The sequence below is a fragment of the Opitutia bacterium genome (genome assembly GCA_016217545.1).
In the GTDB taxonomy this organism is placed as follows: Bacteria; Verrucomicrobiota; Verrucomicrobiia; order Opitutales; family Opitutaceae; genus Didemnitutus.
Genome location: JACRHT010000012.1, coordinates 726696 through 743070, shown reverse-complemented (window position 1 = coordinate 743070; position 16375 = coordinate 726696). Strand labels below are relative to the sequence as shown.

Genomic DNA, 16375 nt, shown 5'->3' with positions numbered 1-16375 from the left:
TTTTAACAAAACCATGCAACCTACATTCCGTCCGCACCGCAAGAAGCGCGCTCGCAAGATCGGTTTCCGCGCCCGCAAGGCCACCCGCGGTGGCCGCAAGGTCCTCGCCTCCCGCCGCCGCAAGGGCCGCAAGCGCCTGACCGTCGTCTGATTTCCGCCCGCCGTGCCCGGCGCTGACACGCCTCCGCCGTCGCAGCGCCTCCGCGCTGCGCAGCGCGTGAAGCGCAACCGCGACTTCCGCGCCGCGCGCGAGCACGGCCGCCGCGCCGATTGCGGCGCGTTCCAACTCGTCTGGCGCGCCCGGCCCGCGCCGGAAGATGCGACCCCTGCCCGCGTGGGCGTCGTCGCTTCCAAGGCCGGGGTCGGCAACGCCGCCGTCCTCCGCAACCGCGCCAAGCGCCGGCTGCGCGAGATCTACCGCAAGCACCAGCACCTCGTGCCCGCCGGGCTCGACCTCGTGTTGACCGCTCGCGCCGCCGCGCTCCGCCAGCCTTACGCCGAAGTGGAGCAAAGATTCATCGCCGCCTGTCGGAAGCTCGTCCCCGCCAAGCCGCCCCATGCCTGAGCCGATCCACGCCGCCCTCCGTTTCGCCGCCCGCCTGCCGGCGCGGGCCCTCGACGCGTTGCTCTGGCTCTATCAAAGGCTCGTCTCCCCCGCGCTCCAGGTCGCCGCGCCGTCGTGCGGCTGCCGCTTCGCCCCGACCTGCTCGCACTACGCCCGCGAAGCCCTGCGCGAACACGGCCTGCTGTCCGGCCTCGCGCTCACCGCGCGCCGCCTCGCCAAATGCGGCCCGTGGCACCCCGGCGGCATCGATCCGGTGCCGCGGAAAAAAATCTCCTGCGTCAAAATCACCTCCCCGGCCGCGCCAGCCCAAAGCTGACCGCTGATCGCTGAACCTTTCATTCATGGACAAGAAAAACACCGCCATCGGCGTGCTGCTCCTCGTGGCCGCCATGCTCGCCTTCTATTTCAGCGCGAAATTCTCGCCGCCGCCGCCGAAGCCCGTGATCCCGTCTTCACCGGTCACGAGCCCCGTCGCCACCAACGAGGCTCCCGCCACCGGCCCCGCCCACTCGCCGGCCGACACCACGCTCTCCGCCAGCAAACCCGCCAGCGGCGCCCCCGCGGAATACGTCACCGTCGCCAACGACTACATCAGCGTCCGCTTCACCACCGCCGGCGGCGCCATCGACCGCATCGAGCTGAAGAAGCACGCCGCCACGCTCGACGCCCACGGCAAGCCCTCCGCTGACGGCTACGTGCTCAACGCCCCGCAAGCCGCGCCCGCCCTCAGCTTCGGCACGCTGCCCGGCGCCGACAAGGACGCGCGCTATGAACTCGTTTCGCACGACGCCCACTCGGTCGTCTACCGCACCGTCGTCGACGGCAAGCTCGAGGTCACCCGCCGCTACGAGTTGCTCGGCGGCAGTGTCGGCGACCCGTATCAGGTCCGCCACGAGACGACGTTCCGCAATCTCTCCGCGCAGCCGCTGCCGCTCCCGCGCACATCGCTGAACCTCGGCACCGCCTCTCCGCTCAACGCCCTCGACTCCGGCATGTATGTCAACGCCGGCTACTACAACGACAACGGCACGGAGTTCATCGGCCGCGACGAACTCGCCGGCGGCGGCTTCTTCACCTCGAGCCCGCCGCTGCCTTTCATGGACAAGATCGCCCCGATCACGTGGGCCGCGGTGAAAAACCAGTTCTTCGCCGCCATCCTCACTCCGGATGAGCCGGGCGTCGGCCTGCGCATCGAGCGCGTGAAGATCGATCCGATGAAACCCGTCGAGGATCGCACCGCCTACGCCATCACGGGCGAGCTGATGGTCGACCTGAAACCCATTCCCGCCAACGGCACGGCCAAATGGAGCGCCACCTACTACACCGGCCCGAAGGAATACAGCCGCCTCTCCGCCACCGACCACTTCAAGAAGGACGAGGACAAGGTGATGAATTTCGCCCCATTCTTCTTCAACAAGATCTTCCTCTCCCAGTGGTTCGGCCCGGGCATGATCTGGCTCCTCGCCAAGGTCCACAGCTTCATCCCGAACTGGGGCTGGGCCATCGTCGTGATGACCATCCTCCTCAAGATCGTCACGCTGCCCTTCACGCTCGCCGCGTCCCGCTCGGCCAAGCGCATGCAAAAGCTCATGCCGCTCATCCAGGAGTCGCGCGAGAAATACAAAGACAACCCGCAGAAGGCGCAGGAAGCGATGATGCGCATCTACAAGGAGAACAAGGTCAACCCGCTCGGCGGCTGCATCCCCATCCTGATCACGATGCCGCTCTTCATCGGTTTCTTCGCCGTGCTGCAGGGCGCCGCCGAACTCCGCTACGCGCCGTTCCTCTGGGCGGTCGACCTCTCCGCGCCGGATACGGTCTACTCCTTCGGCGCCGTCACGCTGCCGCTCCTCGGCCTGACCCATCTCAACATCAACATCCTCCCCATCATCATGGGCGCGACGATGATTTATCAGATGAAGCTCACGCCGACGGCCCCCAACGTCGACCCGGCGCAGCAGACCATGATGAAGATCATGCCGTGGATGTTCGCGTTGTTCTGCTACAACTTCGCCTCCGCGCTCGCGCTCTACTCGAGCGTCAACGCGCTGTTCTCGATCGGCCAGCAGATGTTCATCAACAAAATGCCCGAGCCCGAGCTGCCCACCGCAGTCGGCGCCGACGGCCTGAAGAACGTCACGCCGAAGAAGAAGAAATAAACTCACGCCCGCCTTCACCGGCGGGCTTTTTTCTGTCCGCCGTTTTCAGTATTCTGTCCTCCGTTTCCTCCCATGGCCGGCCACAACAAATGGTCCAAAGTCAAACGCCTCAAGGCCGTCACTGACGCGCGCAAGGGCAAGGTCTTCTCGCGCCTCGCGCGCGACATCACGCTCGCCGCCAAATCCGGCGGCGGCTCGCCCGACGCCAACGCCCGACTCCGCACGCTCCTGCTCAAGGCGCGCGAATCCAACATGCCCGCCGACAACGTCGAGCGCGCCATCAAGAAGGGCACCGGCGAACTGCCGGGCGTCGTGTTCGAGGAAATGACCTACGAAGGCTACGGCCCCGGCGGCGTCGCGTTCGTGGTGAAGGTTCTCACCGACAACAAGCAGCGCGCCGCGCAGGAGGTGCGCTCCATCTTCACGCGCTGGGGCGGCAACCTCGCGCAGACCGGCTCGGTGTCGTTCCAGTTTCTCCACGCCGGCCAGTTCCTCATCGCCGCCGGCAAAACCACCGAGGACAAGCTCATGGAAGTCGCCCTCGAGGCCGGTGCCGACGACGTCATCGCCACCGAGCAAGGCTTCGAAGTGCGCTGCGGCATCCACGCCTTCGACAAAGTCGCGCACGCCCTCGAGCAGGCCGGCATCAAGCCCGACTCGTCCGAAATCGCCCACATTCCGAACGTCACCGTGCCGGTCGCCGACCTCAGCATCGCGAAGAACATCGTGCGACTCCAGGAAGCCCTCGAAGAAAACGAGGACGTCCAAGCAGTGTCCTCGAACGACGAAATGGACGAGGCGATCAGCGACGCCGCGCACACCTGAGTTCGTAGCACAAGCGTCCCGCCTGCATCGCTACCATCGCAGCGGTCGACGTCTTCCGGCTCGCGTTCCGCTCAGGCCACCGACGCCCGCAGCCGCACGAACGTCTGCTCCGCCCGCTCCACCGCACCGTGGAACTGGTCCATCGTGAGCCCGGCCGCCGCGAGGGATTGCGGCGCCGTATTCGGATGATCGCCCGGCAGACCGTAGCCGTTCTGCGTGGCGACCGTCGCAGCCAAATCGAGCAGATGCACGACCGGCTCCGACCGCACGATGGCTTCGTCGTGGTGCTCGATCGCGAGCACGATGTCGGCCGGCAAGTGCCAGTGCTGGAGCACGGCGGCGCAAACCTGCCAGCAATCGGTGCCCCAAAACCGGTGCTGCCACACCGCGAGGCTTTCCTCGCCGCTGCCGTGGAACGGCGTCACCGAAAGATTCTCGCGCACCGCGGCACGTTCGAGGATCAGCATGCCGAGGCTCCGCAGCAGCCCGATGGTGTAGCAATCCTGCCCGTCGAGCTTCGCGCGCACGGCGAATTCCTCCATCAACGTCGCGACAAAAAGCGAATTCTCCCGGTAGCGCGCGCTGCTCACGCCATGCAACGGCAGCGGCGTCTCCGCCAGCTGCACCGAAGCCAGCGCACCGACGAGGCGGTGCACTTCGCCGAAGCCGACCGCGACGACGGCATCCTCGATCGCGCCGATCGGCTCCGCGCGTCCATAGGCCGCGCTGTTCGCCATGCGCAGCACGCGTGACACGAGCGCCGAATCGCGTTTGAGCAGCGCCACGACATCGCGCGCATCGGTCTCCGGCGCGCGAACGAGCCGGCCAAGTTCCGCGAGGAGACGCGGAGCGGCGGGAAGTTGCTGCGCCAGATCGTGGAACAGCGTTTCAGCTAACATGCCGGGGGAAACCATGCTCCCTCCTTATCGGCGCAAACCGGACAAAACTGAGCCGCTCTCCTGCTTCCGATACGACGAGAGACCGACGTGCTCGAATAAATCCCCGGAACGACTGTCCTCGCCCACCGTCGTCGCGTAGAGACCGAAACGGCTCACGCCTGGCTCATCGAGTTCAGAAAACGGCTGTTTATCATAACCTTGCGAAACATGTTCGCGCCCGCCCGCTTCGCCGATTTGCAGGCAAGTTTGCCCGAGGCCGTCGACCGGCACGTCCTGCCGAAACGCCAACGACCGGATCGGCCAGCGGTGCACGTAGAGTTTCTTCGTCCCCCACGGGCCGCTACCGTTCGCCGCGGCAGGCAACACCGCCGCATCCGCCGCCCACGCGACGGCCTTCGTGACGGAAAGCGCGCAACCCACGTGATTCGCATGCCCCGACTCTCCATCAAGCGCATGCGTCACGATCACGTCCGGCCGATACCGGCGGATTTGCTCCACCAGCCACTCGGCCGCACGATTTTCGCCGCCCCAGAGTTTCCAATTCTCCTCCAGCGTGCCCTGCCACGCTCCGTCCGGAAAGCGCGCGAAGATCGGCTCGTTCGGCAAACCGTAGACGCGGCACGCGCGCCGCTGCTCCTCCTCGCGCCGCTCGCGATTTCCGCGCGGCTCGATGCCAGCCTCGCCGCTCGTCAGCACGATGAACACCACCGGCAGCTGTCGAACACGACACACGTAGGGCAACAATCCGGGAAAATACGCCTCATCGTCCGGATGCGCGATGACGACCATCAACGCCGCCTTGTGCGGCTGAGGAGTGCTCGTCTCCCGCACCGTGTCCGCCTCCCCGCGCACCGTCGCCGCGAGCGCCAGCAGCACCGCCACCCGACGCCACCTCTGCCACGCTGCGCTCATTGCGCCTCCCTCACTCCGGAGCCAGATGACCGATCTGCCGGCTGAGCGACTTCTCCAGGCTGCCGCAGACGAGTTCGCACAGCTTCGGGATCGTCGGATCGCTGATGCGGTAGAAAACCTGCAACCCCTCCTTGCGCCGCGCGAGGATGTGCGCCGCCGTGAGCGTCTGGAGGTGCCGCGAGACGTTCGCCTGCGTGCCGCCGGTGGCCTCGACGAGGTCGGTGACGTTCCGCTCGCCCTCGAACAACGACTGGATCAGGCGCAACCGCATCGGCTCCGCCAGCACGGCGAAACGGGCGGCGACGAGCTGGAGGGCGTCCTCGTTGAGCGGGCGGTGTTTGGGCATGTGGCGCAGGAAACAGCCTCTTGACATCGTGGCAAGTATATGCATTTATGCGCATATAAAGTCAATAAGCATTATTGCCATGACCACGCACCACCTCGTCCGCCTCCTCGCCGGCACCGCCACCCTCATCGGGGTCGCCCTCACCCACTGGGTCAGCCCCTGGTGGCTGCTGCTGCCGGCCTTCGTCGGGTTGAACCTCATCCAGTCCGTCTTCACCGGCTTCTGCCCGCCCACGCTGCTTTTGACGAAACTCGGCTGGGTCGACGACCACGACGTGATTCACTGGGGCGGCCGCCGCTGATCCCCCGCCGCCATGCCCGCGTGGTTGCTCTTCCTCTTGCCGATCCTGGCCGGGGCCGCCTTCGGGGCGGCGCTCGGCTACTACGGCCAATGCTCCTCCGGCACCTGCCCGCTCACCTCGACCTGGTGGCGCGGCGCCCTCTACGGCACCGTGCTCGGCCTCCTCTGGTCTTCCGGCTCACGCAGTTCCTCCTGATCATGAATTCCCTGCTCCGTCCGACTCTCCTGCCGGCCCTCCTCCTGTCGTTCGCCGCCGCCCACGCCGCGCCGTGGACCGCATCCGAAGCCGTCGCCACCGCCCTGCGCGACAACCCCGATGCCGCCCTCGCCCGCCAGCGCACCGTCGCTGCCGAGGCGATGATCGAACAGGCCAACGCCGCCTGGATGCCCCAGCTCAGCGTCTCCGGCCGCTACACGGACACGAACAGCCCGATGATGGCCTTCGGCTCCATCCTCAACCAGCGGGCCTTCAACTTCGGCCTCGATTTCAACCACCCGGGCAAGATCGATAACCTCAACCTCACCGGCACCGTCGGCTACAACCTCTACAGCGGCGGCCGCGCCACCGCCGGACGCAACGCCGCCCGCGCCGGCGCCCTCGCCGCCGCCGAGGATCTCCGCGCCGCCCAACAGCAACTCGCCACCGAGGCGATCAAGTCCCTCCTCAACCTCCGCAAAGCCCGCGAAGCCGCCACCGCCGTCGCCGCCGGCGTCCGCGCCTACGAAGCCGCCCTCGCCAACGCCCGCCTCCGCTTCGAAGCCGGCCAGCTGCTCAAGGCCGACCTCCTCAGCCTCGAGGTCCAGCTCGCCCAGACCCGCGAGCAACTCACCGTCACCCGCCACGGCGCCGCGCTGGCCGAACGCGCCTTCCTCTTCGTCCTCGGCCGCGAACCGCAACCCGGCGAGACCGTCGAACTCGCCGCCGCCGATCCGTCGCTCGACGCCCTCACCGTCCCCTCCGCCGCGAACAGCGCCAACCGCCCCGAACTCGCCGGCCTGCGCCAGCGCCTCGCCGCCGCGGAAAAAATGGTCGCCGTCGCCCGCGGCGCGCGCCGCCCCACCGTCAACGCCTTCGCCTCCTACCAATACGACCGCGGCTGGCAACTCGACCGCCACGCCGACAGCTGGCTCGCCGGCGTCTCCGTCGACCTGAACGTCTTCGACGGCGGCCAGACCTCCGGCAAAATCCGCCAAGCCGAGGCCGAGCTCGCCCAAGTGAAGGAAATGCTCCGCAAAGCCGAACTCGGTTTCGCCCTCGAAGCCGAGCAGGCCCGCCTCGCCCACGATTCGGCCCGCGAACGCCTCGACGTCAGCGCCCAGACCGTCGCGCAAGCCGAGGAGAGCGCCGTCCTCACCCGCGCGCGCTTCGAGAAAGGCGCGCTCCTCGCCTCCGACCTCATCGGCGTCGAAAGCCGCCTCATCGAGGCGCGCATGCGCCGCACCATCGCCGAAGCCGACGAGCGCATCGCCCTCGCCGAACTCCACCGCGCCATCGGCCTCACGCCGCTCGGTGCTGCGAACCTGTAGGAGCCTGCTTGCAGGCGACCCGCCAGACCTCCGCTCCCCGACCCGTTTAACAAAAATGAAACTCCCCGCCACCGCTCTCATCCTCGCCCTCGCGCTCCTCGCCGGCTGCGCGAAGCACGGCGCTGATTCCGCGACCGCCGCTCCCGCGCTCCCCACCGCACGCGTGTCCGTCGCGAAAGCCGCCGCGATCGACGCCCCCGTCCTCACCGAAGTCACCGGCACCGTCCGCCCCGCCGAGCGCGCGATACTCGCCGCCAGGGTCATGGGCACCATCTCCGACCTGCCCGTCACGCTCGGCCAACGCGTCGCCGCCGGCGAGGTGCTGTTGAAAATCTCCGCCGCTGAAATCTCCGCGCGCGTCGCCCAAGCTCGCTCGCAATTCAACGTCGCCCAGCGCGACCTCGCCCGCGAACGCGACCTCCTCGCCAAGAACGCCAGCACCGCCGACATGGTGCGCGGCCTCGAAGACCGCTTCGCCGGCGCCGAGGCGATGCTGCGCGAAGCCGAGACCATGCTCGGCTACACCGAGCTGCGCGCGCCCTTCGCCGGCACCGTCACCCGCAAATTCGTCCACGCCGGCGACCTCGCCGCGCCCGGCCACCCGCTCCTCGAAGTAGAGGGCGCGGGCGACCTCCAGATCGAGACCGGCATCCCCGACTCCCTCGCGGCCAACGTGAAACTCGGCGACGCGCTCCTCGTGCAAGCCGAGTCCGGCGCCACGTTCCGCGCCAACATCGTCGAACTCTCGTCCGCCTCCGACGCCTTCGCGCGCACCGTCACCGCCAAACTCGCCGTCGCCACCGACGCGCCCGTGCGCTCCGGCCAATTCGTCCGCGTCCACGTTCCCTCCGCGACCGTGCACGCGATCGTCGTGCCGGCCGACGCCTTGAGTAGCGCCGGCCAGTTGGAGCACGTCTTTGTTGCCATCAACAACCGCGCCGAGCTCCGCCTCGTGAAAACCGGCGCCGCCCACGACGGACGCATCGAGATTCTCTCCGGTCTCTCTGTCGGCGAATCCGTGATCGTCCGCGCTCCGGCCGGACTCCGTGAAGGTCAACCGCTCGAGATCGCCCCATGAGCACCGCGCCCCGCCAATACGGCATCGCCGGCCGCATGGCCGCGATGTTCATCGACTCGAAGCTGACGCCCATCGTCGTCGCCGCGTCGCTCCTGCTCGGCGTTTTCGCCGTGCTCATGCTCCCGCGCGAAGAGGAGCCGCAGATCAAGGTGCCCATGATCGACGTCATGGTCGCCATGCCCGGCGCCAGCGCGCCCGAGGTGGAGAATCGCGTCACGCGCCCGATGGAGAAACTCCTCTGGGAAATCGCCGGCGTCGAATACCTCTACTCCACCTCCAGTCCCGGCGGCAGCATGACCGTCGTGCGTTTCAAGGTCGGCACCGATCTCGAGACCGCGCTCGTCCGCCTCAACCAGAAGCTTCAGACCAACTTCGACCACATCCCGCTCGGCGTCACGCCGCCGCTGATCAAGCCGCGCACGATCGACGACGTGCCCGTCGTCGCCCTCACGTTCCACAGCGCGCGCTACGATCACTACACGCTGCGCCGCATCGCCGCGCAGGTCGAGGAGTCCGTCAAAGCCATCCCGATGGTCGCCGAGACGACGCTCATCGGCGGCACGCGCCGCCAAGTTCGCGTGCAGCTCGACCCGAACGCCCTCACCGCGCGCAACCTCGCCGCGTCCTACCTCGTGCCGATGCTGCAGCAGGCGAATTCGCAGACGCACACCGGCGCGCAGTCCTTCGCCAACCAGGAAACCGTTCTCCAAACCGGCACCTTCCTCCGCGACGCGCGTGACGTCGGCAATGTCGTCGTCGGCGTCTCTGGCGACCGCCCCGTCTATCTCCGCGACGTCGCCACAATCAGCGACACCGCCGAAGAACCGTCCAACTACGTCCTGTTCGGCCGCGGCGTTTCACACCCGGCCGCCACGCCTCCTGTAGCCGGGGTCGCTGACCCCGGCCCGGCCTCATCGAGGCCGGCTACAACCGACACCACCGAGCAGGCCGCCGTCACACTCTCGCTCGCCAAGCGCCCCGGCGCCAACGCCGTCGAAGTCGTCGCCGCCGTGAACGAGAAAATCGCCGCGCTCCGCGGCACCACGATTCCCGCCGACGTCGAGGTGACACTCACGCGCGACTACGGCGCCACCGCCGCCGAGAAATCCAACGAGCTCCTCCTCCACATGGGCATCGCCGTCTTCGGCGTCGCGATCCTCATCATGTTCTTCCTCGGCTGGCGCGAGTCGCTCGTCGTGTTGCTCGCCATCCCCGTGACGCTCGGTCTCACGCTGCTGGTTTTCTATCTCTACGGCTACACGCTGAACCGCATCACGCTCTTCGCGCTGATCTTCTCCATCGGCATCCTCGTGGACGACGCGATCGTCGTCGTCGAAAACATCGTCCGGCACATGAACCTCCCGAGCTGCCGCCACCGCCCGCTCATCGACGTCGCCATCGAGGCCGTGGACGAAGTCGGCAATCCCACGATCCTCGCGACGTGGGCCGTCATCGCCGCCGTGCTGCCAATGGCGTTCGTCAGCGGCATGATGGGCCCCTACATGCGCCCGATCCCGATCGGCTCCAGCGCCGCGATGCTCTTCTCGTTGCTCGTTGCCTTCGCCGTCACGCCGTGGGCCGCGCTGAAGGTCCTCCGCGGCCACCACAACAAGGACGGCCACACCTCCGAGTTCGTGCCCACCGCCGCCGAGGATCACGACACGATGCCGGACAACGCGTTCACGCGCCTCTACACGCGTTTCATGCAGCCCTTGATCGCCCACCGCTCGTGGCGCTGGGCGTTCCTCGCGGTCGTCGCCTTCCTCACCGTCGGCTCCGCCGGTCTCGTCGGCATCGGCGCCGTGAAGGTCAAGATGCTGCCCTTCGACAACAAGTCGGAGTTCCAAGTCATCATCAACCTCCCCGAGGGCACGACGCTCGAGCAATCCGCCCGCGTCGCCCGAGAAATGGCCGCCTCGCTCCGCACCGAGCCCGAGGTGCGCGACTACCAGGTTTATGCCGGCGCCGCGTCGCCGTTTAATTTCAACGGCCTCGTCCGCCACTACTTCATGCGGCGCGGCAGCAACGTCGCCGACATCCAGGTCAACCTCGTGCCGAAGCACGAGCGTTCCGCGCAGAGCCACGACATCGCCAAGCGCATCCGCCCGCGCCTCACCGCCATCGCCGCGAAATACGACGCCGTCGTCGTCGTCGCCGAGGTGCCGCCCGGCCCGCCGGTCCTCTCCACCCTCGTCGCCGAAATCTACGGCCCGAGCGAAGAAGCGCGCCTCAAACTCGCCGACCAAGTCCGCAGCGTCTTCAAAGCCTCGCCCGGCGTCGTGGACGTGGATTGGTATGTCGAAGCCGAGCAGCCGCGCACGATTCTCCGTGTGGACAAGGCCAAGGCCGCGCTCCACGGCCTGACCGAGGCCGCCATCGCGCGCACCGTGCAGATGGGCGTGCAGGGTTACCCCGTCACGCTCCTCCACGCTCCCGCCGAGCGCGAAGACGTGGCCATCGTCCTCGAACTCCCGCGCGCCGCCCGCGCCCGGCCCGACGACATCCTCGCGCTCACCGTGCGCTCGGAGATGAATCCCGCCGCGCCGCTCGTGCCGCTCCGCGAGCTCGTCACTCTCGAACAGACCCGCGCCGAGCGGAACATCTACCACAAGAACCTGATGAACGTCACCTACGTCACCGGCGACGTCGCCGGCGTAGTCGAGAGCCCCGTTTACGCCATCCTCGCGATGAACCAGGAACTCGCGAAACTCAAAGGCACCGACTTCGGCGGCACGACCGACACCGTGAAGCTCTACAACTCCGCCATGCCCTTCGACGACCGCGAACCCGCGATGAAGTGGGACGGCGAGTGGCAAGTCACGATCGAGGTCTTCCGCGACCTCGGCCTGGCCTTCGGCGCCGTGCTCATCCTCATCTACATGCTCATGGTCGGCTGGTTCAAAAACTACTCCACGCCGCTCATCGTGATGACGGTGATTCCGTTCTCGCTCGTCGGCATCATGCCGGCGCACGCGGTGATGGGCGCGTTCTTCACCGCCACGTCGATGATCGGCTTCATGGCCGGCGCCGGCATCGTGGTGCGAAATTCGATCATCCTCGTGGATTTCATCGAGCTGCGTCTCAGCCACGGCCGCACGCTCGCCCAAGCCTGCATCGAGTCCGGCGCCGTGCGCTTCCGTCCGATGATGCTCACCGCGCTCGCGGTGGTCGTCGGCGGCCTCGTAATCCTCGCCGACCCGATCTTCCAAGGCCTCGCGATCTCGCTGCTCTTCGGCGCCATCGCCTCCCTCGTCATCAGCCCGCTCGCCGTGCCGCTGATCTACTACATGACCCACGCCGGCCAACCCGCCACGCCACCGCCCGCGCCCCCGTGCGAGCTGCCCGAGACCCAGCCCTAATCCCCAATCGTTCCATGTAGGAGCCTGCTTGCAGGCGACCCGCCGCACGCCGACCTCTACCTTCCTTCTCTCCGTTCGCATGAACTGGTTCCTCCTCCTCCTCCTCGCGTTCATGGCCTTCATGGTCGTGCGCCAGCTCATCATGATGCGCCCCGGCATCCCGCTCGAAGACGCCAAGGCCGCGCTCAAAGCCGGCACCGCCGTGCTCGTCGATCTCCGCGAGCCGATGGAGTGGCACAGCGGCGTCGCCAAGACCGCCGCGCTCATGCCGCTCAGCGACCTCCGCGGCGAGCGCACGCAATGGCGCGCCTTCCTCGAGAAAAACAAGGGCAAGAAACTCCTCCTCTACTGCGCCTCTGGCACGCGCTCCGGCATGGCCGCCTCGACGCTGAAAAAGGAAGGCTTCGACGCCGTGAACGCCGGCTCGCTCCGCGACTGGGATAAGGCCGGCTGGCCCATCTGCTCGCCGAAACACCGCTGATTTCCTCCTCCCCCCAAAAAACAAAATGAAAACCAACGTCGGCTTCATCGATCGCATCGTTCGCATCATCCTCGGCTGCGCCATTCTCGGCGCGGGCTACTACTTCAAAAGCTGGTGGGGCCTCGTCGGCGCCGTGCCGCTGCTCACCGCCGCCTTCGGCTTCTGCCCGGCCTACCTGCCGCTCGGCATCAATACCTGCGGCCTGAAGACCAAGGAATGACGGGCTCGCGGCGTTGCCCCGCGCCGCGGCTCGTATCTCACTACGACCATGTGGTTCTGGGCAGAATGGATCGCTGACCGCGTCGTCGCGGCGTGCGCACTCGATGCGGCGCGCGGCCTCGGCGCGGCGCTGCATTTTTTCGTCTACGACCTGCTCAAGGTCGTCGTGCTCGTCGCCGGCGTCTCGTTCCTGATGGCGCTCGTGCGCGGCGCCATCCCGCACGACAAACTCCGCGCGAAGCTCGAAGGCCGCGGCGGCCGGCTGCTGGGCTATCCGGCGGCCGCGCTGTTCGGCGCGCTGACACCGTTCTGCTCGTGCTCGTCGGTGCCGATCTTCCTCGGCTTCGTGCAGGCGCGTTTCCCCATCGGCGTCGCGTTCGCCTTCCTCATCACCTCGCCGCTGGTGAACGAGATCGCGGTCGCGATCATGGCCGCCACCTTCGGCTGGAAACTCGCGCTCGGCTACGCCACCGCCGGCATCCTCCTCGGCATCGGCGGCGGCCTCTTCCTCGGGGCGTTGCGCGCCGAGCGCTGGCTGCAGCCGAACGCTCAATTCACCGGCGAGGAGGATGACGACATGCCGCCCGAAGGCTGGCGCGCGCGCCTCATCGACGCCGCGCAAACCAGCGGCCGCATCCTGCGCAACATCGCGCCGTGGCTCGTCGGCGCGCTCGTGCTCGGCGCGGGGCTCCACGGTTTCGTGCCGGAGAATTTCTTCCAATCGCTCTTCGCCGGCCGCGGCGCGTGGACCGTGCCGCTGGCCTCGCTCGCCGGCCTGCCGCTCTACGTCAGCGCCAACGCCACCGTGCCGCTCCTCGAGGCCTTCGTCGCCAAGGGGGTGCCGCTCGGCACCGCGCTGGCGTTCCTGCTCTCCGCCGTCGGCGTGTCGCTCCCCGAGCTCGTGATGCTGCGCAGCGTGATGACCGTGCGCCTGCTCGTGATTTTTTCCGTCGTCGTGCTTGTCGGCACCACGATTGTGGGTTGGGTGTTCAACGCATGGCACTGAACCCCGCTTACGGCGCCGAATTCTGGGACAACCGCTACTCCACGCCGGACTTCGTCTTCGGGACGGAGCCCAATGATTTTCTCCGCGTCGTCGCCGACCGGATTCCCGCCGGCCCGGTGCTTTGCCTCGCCGAGGGCGAGGGTCGCAACGCTGTCTTCCTCGCCACGCGCGGACACGCCGTGACCGCGACCGATCTTTCCGCAACCGGACTCGCGAAGGCGCAAGCGCTCGCCGCGCAACGCGGGGTCGCACTTACGACCGAAGCGGCCGATCTCGCGGCCTACGCCATCGCGCCCGGCGCGTGGAGCGGCATCGTGGCGATTTTCATGCACTTGCCGCCGGAGCTGCGACGCGACGTCCTTGCCCGAGTCGCCGCAGGTCTGCGCCCGGGCGGTGTCTTCGTGATGGAAGCCTACACGCCCGCGCAGCTCGCGTTTGGCACCGGCGGGCCGAAGGACCCGGCGTTGCTGCCCACGCTCGAGCTGCTGCGCACCGAGTTACCCGGGCTCAAGTTCGAGATCGGACGCGAACTCGAGCGCGACGTGCACGAGGGCGGCGGCCACACCGGACGCAGCGCGGTCGTGCAGATCCTCGCGCGCCGGCCCGCCTGAGCGGGCTCGCCGCACGCGTCGTTAGCGAGCGGCCACGGCGGCGGCGCGCGCGGGTTCGCGGACGGGCGACTTGACCGAGGGCACCGCCACGGCGCCCGCGTGCGCGGCGTCCTCCGTCTGCGCCGCACGCACGCCACGAACGATGGCGTGCAACCGGCTCATCGCCGCGCGCAACTCCTCGGTTTGGGCGTGCAATTCCTCGGAGGCCGACGCGGATTCCTCCGCCGACGCGGCGTTTTCCTGGGTGAGTTTGTCCATCTCGGCCATCGCGGTGTTTACCTGGCTGAGGCCGGTGTCCTGCTCGCGGGCGGCCACGACGATCGCTTCCATCGCCTCGTCGACCTGACGGGTCTTCGCGAGGATCTCCGTCAGGCGGCCCTGCACCCGGCCGACGTATTCGCGGCCGGAATTGCTCGCGGTGCTGGCGGCGGTGATGCGCTGCGCGGTGTCCTTCGCGGCATCGGCGGCGCGTTGGGCGAGCGTGCGCACCTCGCCGGCGACGACGGCGAAACCGGCGCCGGCTTCGCCCGCGCGCGCGGCCTCGACGGAGGCGTTGAGCGCGAGGATGTTCGTTTGAAAGGCGATCTCGTCGATGGTCTTGACGATGGCCTCGACCTCGCGGGTGGCGCGGCCGATGTCCTCCATCGCCTTGCTCATCTGCGCGACGTCGCTCTCAGCTGGTTTCGGCCGCGCCGCGCGCGTCGCGGGCGATGGATTTCGCTTCGCGGGCGTGATCGGCGGCGCGCTTGGTCATGCTCGAAATCTCCGCGAGCGTGGCGGAGGTTTCCTCGAGGGCCGCGGCCTGCCGGCTTGCACCTTCGGCCAGGCTGGAACTCGCGCCGGCAATCTGTGTGGCCGCCGCGGCGGTCTGGTCCGCACCGGCATCGAGCGTGGCGCTGACGGCGCCGATGCGGTTCGACAGCGAAAAGGCGAGGCCGAACCCGAGCACAAGCGCGAGCACGACGCCGGCGAGCGTGGCGATCGCCACCCCGCGTCCGGAGGAACGGGCGTCCGCCTGCGCCGTATCGACCGCGCGATCCGCCTCCGTTCGCGAGGCGGCAACCAGCGCCGAGTAGGACGCCTGCACGATCTTCTGCTTTTCGCGCACTTCGGTCATCGTGATGTGGTCGAGCTGGTCGTAAATGTCGCGGGCCTTGGCGGTTTCGGCCAGGAGCGCGCCGAACATGCCGATGGTCTCGTCGGCCGCAGGCACGAGGTTCTCGGTGTAGATTTTCTGCGCCTCCGCGGTTTCGCCGGCGGAGAGCTTGGCCTGGATGGCGGCGATGGCCGCGTGGAAACGCGCGTGCGGCCCGCGGGATTTTTCCATGAGGCCGCTGATCGCGGGATTGGCGGTGCGGTAACTGGAGAGCCATTTGCCGTAGCGGCAGGCGGTGGCATCAGTGCCGCCGGTGTAGGCCTGCGCCCCGAAAATGTGCGTCGCCGCGCGCGCAATGGCCTGATGGTGGTCGCCCCGGAAGCCCTCCTGCTGCGCCTCGAGTGCCACGGGATTGGTGACGTCCATGCGCTCGAGGGCGTGCACGGTCGCGAAAAATTTGTCGTTCGCCTCCTGCCAGTCGGCGACCTGGCGCTCAAGCTGCGCGATCTCGCCGGCGTGCGGTCCGCTCTTCGCCTCCGCGCTGTAGACGGCGAACTCCTTTCGGTAGCGCTCCAGCGCCTCCTGGGCGTTGGTAAACTGTCGGGCCCGATCGTCGGGCTTGAGATTGGGCGACAGCAGCGTGCGCTGGGCCACCCGCACGCTCTCGAGCTCGAACCGGGATTCGAGCAGCCCCTCCATGGCGGGCATCGTGTGCTCTCCGATGTGGTTGACGTAACCGCTGACGCGGTGGGTGGCAAGGTAGCCAATGCCGGCGACGACGAGCGCGATGGACGCGATGACGCCGAAAGCCAGCAACAGCTGGAGACGGAGACTGAGGTTTCTCATGAGGTGACGACCTCCCCTTACATCGGAACACCGGGACCCTCACTTGAGCCGGAACGGTGGAGAACACCCCCAAGCCGTGCTTATCTATTTGAGCATTTGCGCATATACTTGCTCACGCCATCACTTTTGCCAATGGGCGCGCAGCG

19 protein-coding genes are annotated in these 16375 nt (G+C 67.7%); 14 read left to right on the top strand and 5 right to left on the bottom strand.

Annotated elements, in window-relative coordinates:
• Nucleotides 1-13: 13 nt before the first annotated feature.
• The 5 genes from rpmH to HZA32_10085 all read left to right on the top strand — a co-directional run bounded on the left by rpmH (nucleotide 14) and on the right by HZA32_10085 (nucleotide 3549).
• Nucleotides 14-151 carry a 50S ribosomal protein L34 gene (gene rpmH / locus HZA32_10105; GenBank protein ID MBI5424436.1) on the top strand — a complete coding sequence of 46 codons (138 nt, stop codon included), beginning with the start codon at nucleotides 14-16 and terminating at the stop codon, nucleotides 149-151.
• Nucleotides 152-163: 12 nt separating this feature from the next.
• Entirely contained in the window at nucleotides 164-565 is a 402-nt protein-coding gene (gene rnpA, locus HZA32_10100) for a ribonuclease P protein component (GenBank protein MBI5424435.1), read from the top strand.
• On the top strand, nucleotides 558-881 hold the full coding sequence (gene yidD, locus HZA32_10095) for a membrane protein insertion efficiency factor YidD (protein ID MBI5424434.1): 324 nt from the start codon (nucleotides 558-560) through the stop codon (nucleotides 879-881). Before rnpA ends, yidD begins: the two co-directional genes overlap by 8 nt.
• Before the next feature lie 25 nt (nucleotides 882-906).
• Entirely contained in the window at nucleotides 907-2724 is a 1818-nt protein-coding gene (gene yidC, locus HZA32_10090) for a membrane protein insertase YidC (GenBank protein ID MBI5424433.1), read from the top strand.
• A 72-nt stretch (nucleotides 2725-2796) separates the two neighbouring features.
• Nucleotides 2797-3549 carry a YebC/PmpR family DNA-binding transcriptional regulator gene (locus HZA32_10085; protein ID MBI5424432.1) on the top strand — a complete coding sequence of 251 codons (753 nt, stop codon included), beginning with the start codon at nucleotides 2797-2799 and terminating at the stop codon, nucleotides 3547-3549.
• A gap of 71 nt (nucleotides 3550-3620) precedes the next feature.
• On the opposite strand, the gene HZA32_10080 is transcribed toward HZA32_10085, so the two are convergent.
• From HZA32_10080 to HZA32_10070, 3 genes are read right to left on the bottom strand one after another with little or no spacing between them, the layout of a single operon-like run.
• Nucleotides 3621-4448, bottom strand: coding sequence for an HDOD domain-containing protein (locus HZA32_10080; protein MBI5424431.1), 828 nt, complete (start codon nucleotides 4446-4448; stop codon nucleotides 3621-3623).
• A 24-nt stretch (nucleotides 4449-4472) separates the two neighbouring features.
• On the bottom strand, nucleotides 4473-5360 hold the full coding sequence (locus HZA32_10075; GenBank protein MBI5424430.1) for a PIG-L family deacetylase: 888 nt from the start codon (nucleotides 5358-5360) through the stop codon (nucleotides 4473-4475).
• Nucleotides 5361-5370: 10 nt separating this feature from the next.
• Nucleotides 5371-5706, bottom strand: coding sequence for a helix-turn-helix transcriptional regulator (locus HZA32_10070; GenBank protein ID MBI5424429.1), 336 nt, complete (start codon nucleotides 5704-5706; stop codon nucleotides 5371-5373).
• A gap of 79 nt (nucleotides 5707-5785) precedes the next feature.
• Here HZA32_10070 and HZA32_10065 point away from each other — a divergent pair, with 79 nt between their 5' ends.
• The 9 genes from HZA32_10065 to HZA32_10025 all read left to right on the top strand — a co-directional run bounded on the left by HZA32_10065 (nucleotide 5786) and on the right by HZA32_10025 (nucleotide 14287).
• Nucleotides 5786-6007, top strand: a complete 222-nt coding sequence (locus HZA32_10065; GenBank protein MBI5424428.1) for a DUF2892 domain-containing protein — start codon at nucleotides 5786-5788, stop codon at nucleotides 6005-6007.
• Nucleotides 6008-6019: 12 nt separating this feature from the next.
• Nucleotides 6020-6202, top strand: a complete 183-nt coding sequence (locus tag HZA32_10060; GenBank protein MBI5424427.1) for a hypothetical protein — start codon at nucleotides 6020-6022, stop codon at nucleotides 6200-6202.
• A gap of 2 nt (nucleotides 6203-6204) precedes the next feature.
• Entirely contained in the window at nucleotides 6205-7533 is a 1329-nt protein-coding gene (locus HZA32_10055) for a TolC family protein (protein ID MBI5424426.1), read from the top strand.
• A 55-nt stretch (nucleotides 7534-7588) separates the two neighbouring features.
• Nucleotides 7589-8611, top strand: coding sequence for an efflux RND transporter periplasmic adaptor subunit (locus tag HZA32_10050; protein MBI5424425.1), 1023 nt, complete (start codon nucleotides 7589-7591; stop codon nucleotides 8609-8611).
• Nucleotides 8608-11970, top strand: a complete 3363-nt coding sequence (locus tag HZA32_10045; GenBank protein MBI5424424.1) for an efflux RND transporter permease subunit — start codon at nucleotides 8608-8610, stop codon at nucleotides 11968-11970. The genes HZA32_10050 and HZA32_10045 overlap by 4 nt, the downstream gene beginning before the upstream one ends.
• Before the next feature lie 79 nt (nucleotides 11971-12049).
• A complete protein-coding gene (locus HZA32_10040; protein ID MBI5424423.1) occupies nucleotides 12050-12451 on the top strand; it encodes a rhodanese-like domain-containing protein in 402 nt (133 codons plus the stop codon).
• A gap of 25 nt (nucleotides 12452-12476) precedes the next feature.
• Complete coding sequence (locus HZA32_10035) at nucleotides 12477-12671, top strand: DUF2892 domain-containing protein (protein ID MBI5424422.1); 195 nt, start codon at nucleotides 12477-12479, stop codon at nucleotides 12669-12671.
• Nucleotides 12672-12719: 48 nt separating this feature from the next.
• Entirely contained in the window at nucleotides 12720-13676 is a 957-nt protein-coding gene (locus tag HZA32_10030; GenBank protein MBI5424421.1) for a permease, read from the top strand.
• Complete coding sequence (locus tag HZA32_10025) at nucleotides 13667-14287, top strand: class I SAM-dependent methyltransferase (protein MBI5424420.1); 621 nt, start codon at nucleotides 13667-13669, stop codon at nucleotides 14285-14287. Before HZA32_10030 ends, HZA32_10025 begins: the two co-directional genes overlap by 10 nt.
• Nucleotides 14288-14308: 21 nt before the next feature.
• Here the strand turns inward: HZA32_10025 and HZA32_10020 are convergent, their stop codons facing one another.
• Together HZA32_10020 and HZA32_10015 are read right to left on the bottom strand one after the other, a co-directional pair.
• Nucleotides 14309-14944, bottom strand: coding sequence for a hypothetical protein (locus HZA32_10020; GenBank protein MBI5424419.1), 636 nt, complete (start codon nucleotides 14942-14944; stop codon nucleotides 14309-14311).
• A 16-nt stretch (nucleotides 14945-14960) separates the two neighbouring features.
• Complete coding sequence (locus tag HZA32_10015) at nucleotides 14961-16229, bottom strand: Tar ligand binding domain-containing protein (protein ID MBI5424418.1); 1269 nt, start codon at nucleotides 16227-16229, stop codon at nucleotides 14961-14963.
• Nucleotides 16230-16375: the final 146 nt, after the last annotated feature.

Bases quoted from the DNA above. Each gene is read 5' to 3' on its own strand.
- rpmH (MBI5424436.1), top strand. From the start codon at position 14: ATGCAACCTACATTCCGTCCGCACCGCAAGAAGCGCGCTCGCAAGATC.
- yidD (MBI5424434.1), top strand. From the start codon at position 558: ATGCCTGAGCCGATCCACGCCGCCCTCCGTTTCGCCGCCCGCCTGCCG.
- yidC (MBI5424433.1), top strand. From the start codon at position 907: ATGGACAAGAAAAACACCGCCATCGGCGTGCTGCTCCTCGTGGCCGCC.
- HZA32_10085 (MBI5424432.1), top strand. From the start codon at position 2,797: ATGGCCGGCCACAACAAATGGTCCAAAGTCAAACGCCTCAAGGCCGTC.
- HZA32_10080 (MBI5424431.1), bottom strand. From the start codon at position 4,448: ATGTTAGCTGAAACGCTGTTCCACGATCTGGCGCAGCAACTTCCCGCC.
- HZA32_10075 (MBI5424430.1), bottom strand. From the start codon at position 5,360: ATGAGCGCAGCGTGGCAGAGGTGGCGTCGGGTGGCGGTGCTGCTGGCG.
- HZA32_10070 (MBI5424429.1), bottom strand. From the start codon at position 5,706: ATGCCCAAACACCGCCCGCTCAACGAGGACGCCCTCCAGCTCGTCGCC.
- HZA32_10065 (MBI5424428.1), top strand. From the start codon at position 5,786: ATGACCACGCACCACCTCGTCCGCCTCCTCGCCGGCACCGCCACCCTC.
- HZA32_10060 (MBI5424427.1), top strand. From the start codon at position 6,020: ATGCCCGCGTGGTTGCTCTTCCTCTTGCCGATCCTGGCCGGGGCCGCC.
- HZA32_10055 (MBI5424426.1), top strand. From the start codon at position 6,205: ATGAATTCCCTGCTCCGTCCGACTCTCCTGCCGGCCCTCCTCCTGTCG.
- HZA32_10050 (MBI5424425.1), top strand. From the start codon at position 7,589: ATGAAACTCCCCGCCACCGCTCTCATCCTCGCCCTCGCGCTCCTCGCC.
- HZA32_10045 (MBI5424424.1), top strand. From the start codon at position 8,608: ATGAGCACCGCGCCCCGCCAATACGGCATCGCCGGCCGCATGGCCGCG.
- HZA32_10040 (MBI5424423.1), top strand. From the start codon at position 12,050: ATGAACTGGTTCCTCCTCCTCCTCCTCGCGTTCATGGCCTTCATGGTC.
- HZA32_10035 (MBI5424422.1), top strand. From the start codon at position 12,477: ATGAAAACCAACGTCGGCTTCATCGATCGCATCGTTCGCATCATCCTC.
- HZA32_10030 (MBI5424421.1), top strand. From the start codon at position 12,720: ATGTGGTTCTGGGCAGAATGGATCGCTGACCGCGTCGTCGCGGCGTGC.
- HZA32_10025 (MBI5424420.1), top strand. From the start codon at position 13,667: ATGGCACTGAACCCCGCTTACGGCGCCGAATTCTGGGACAACCGCTAC.
- HZA32_10020 (MBI5424419.1), bottom strand. From the start codon at position 14,944: ATGAGCAAGGCGATGGAGGACATCGGCCGCGCCACCCGCGAGGTCGAG.
- HZA32_10015 (MBI5424418.1), bottom strand. From the start codon at position 16,229: ATGAGAAACCTCAGTCTCCGTCTCCAGCTGTTGCTGGCTTTCGGCGTC.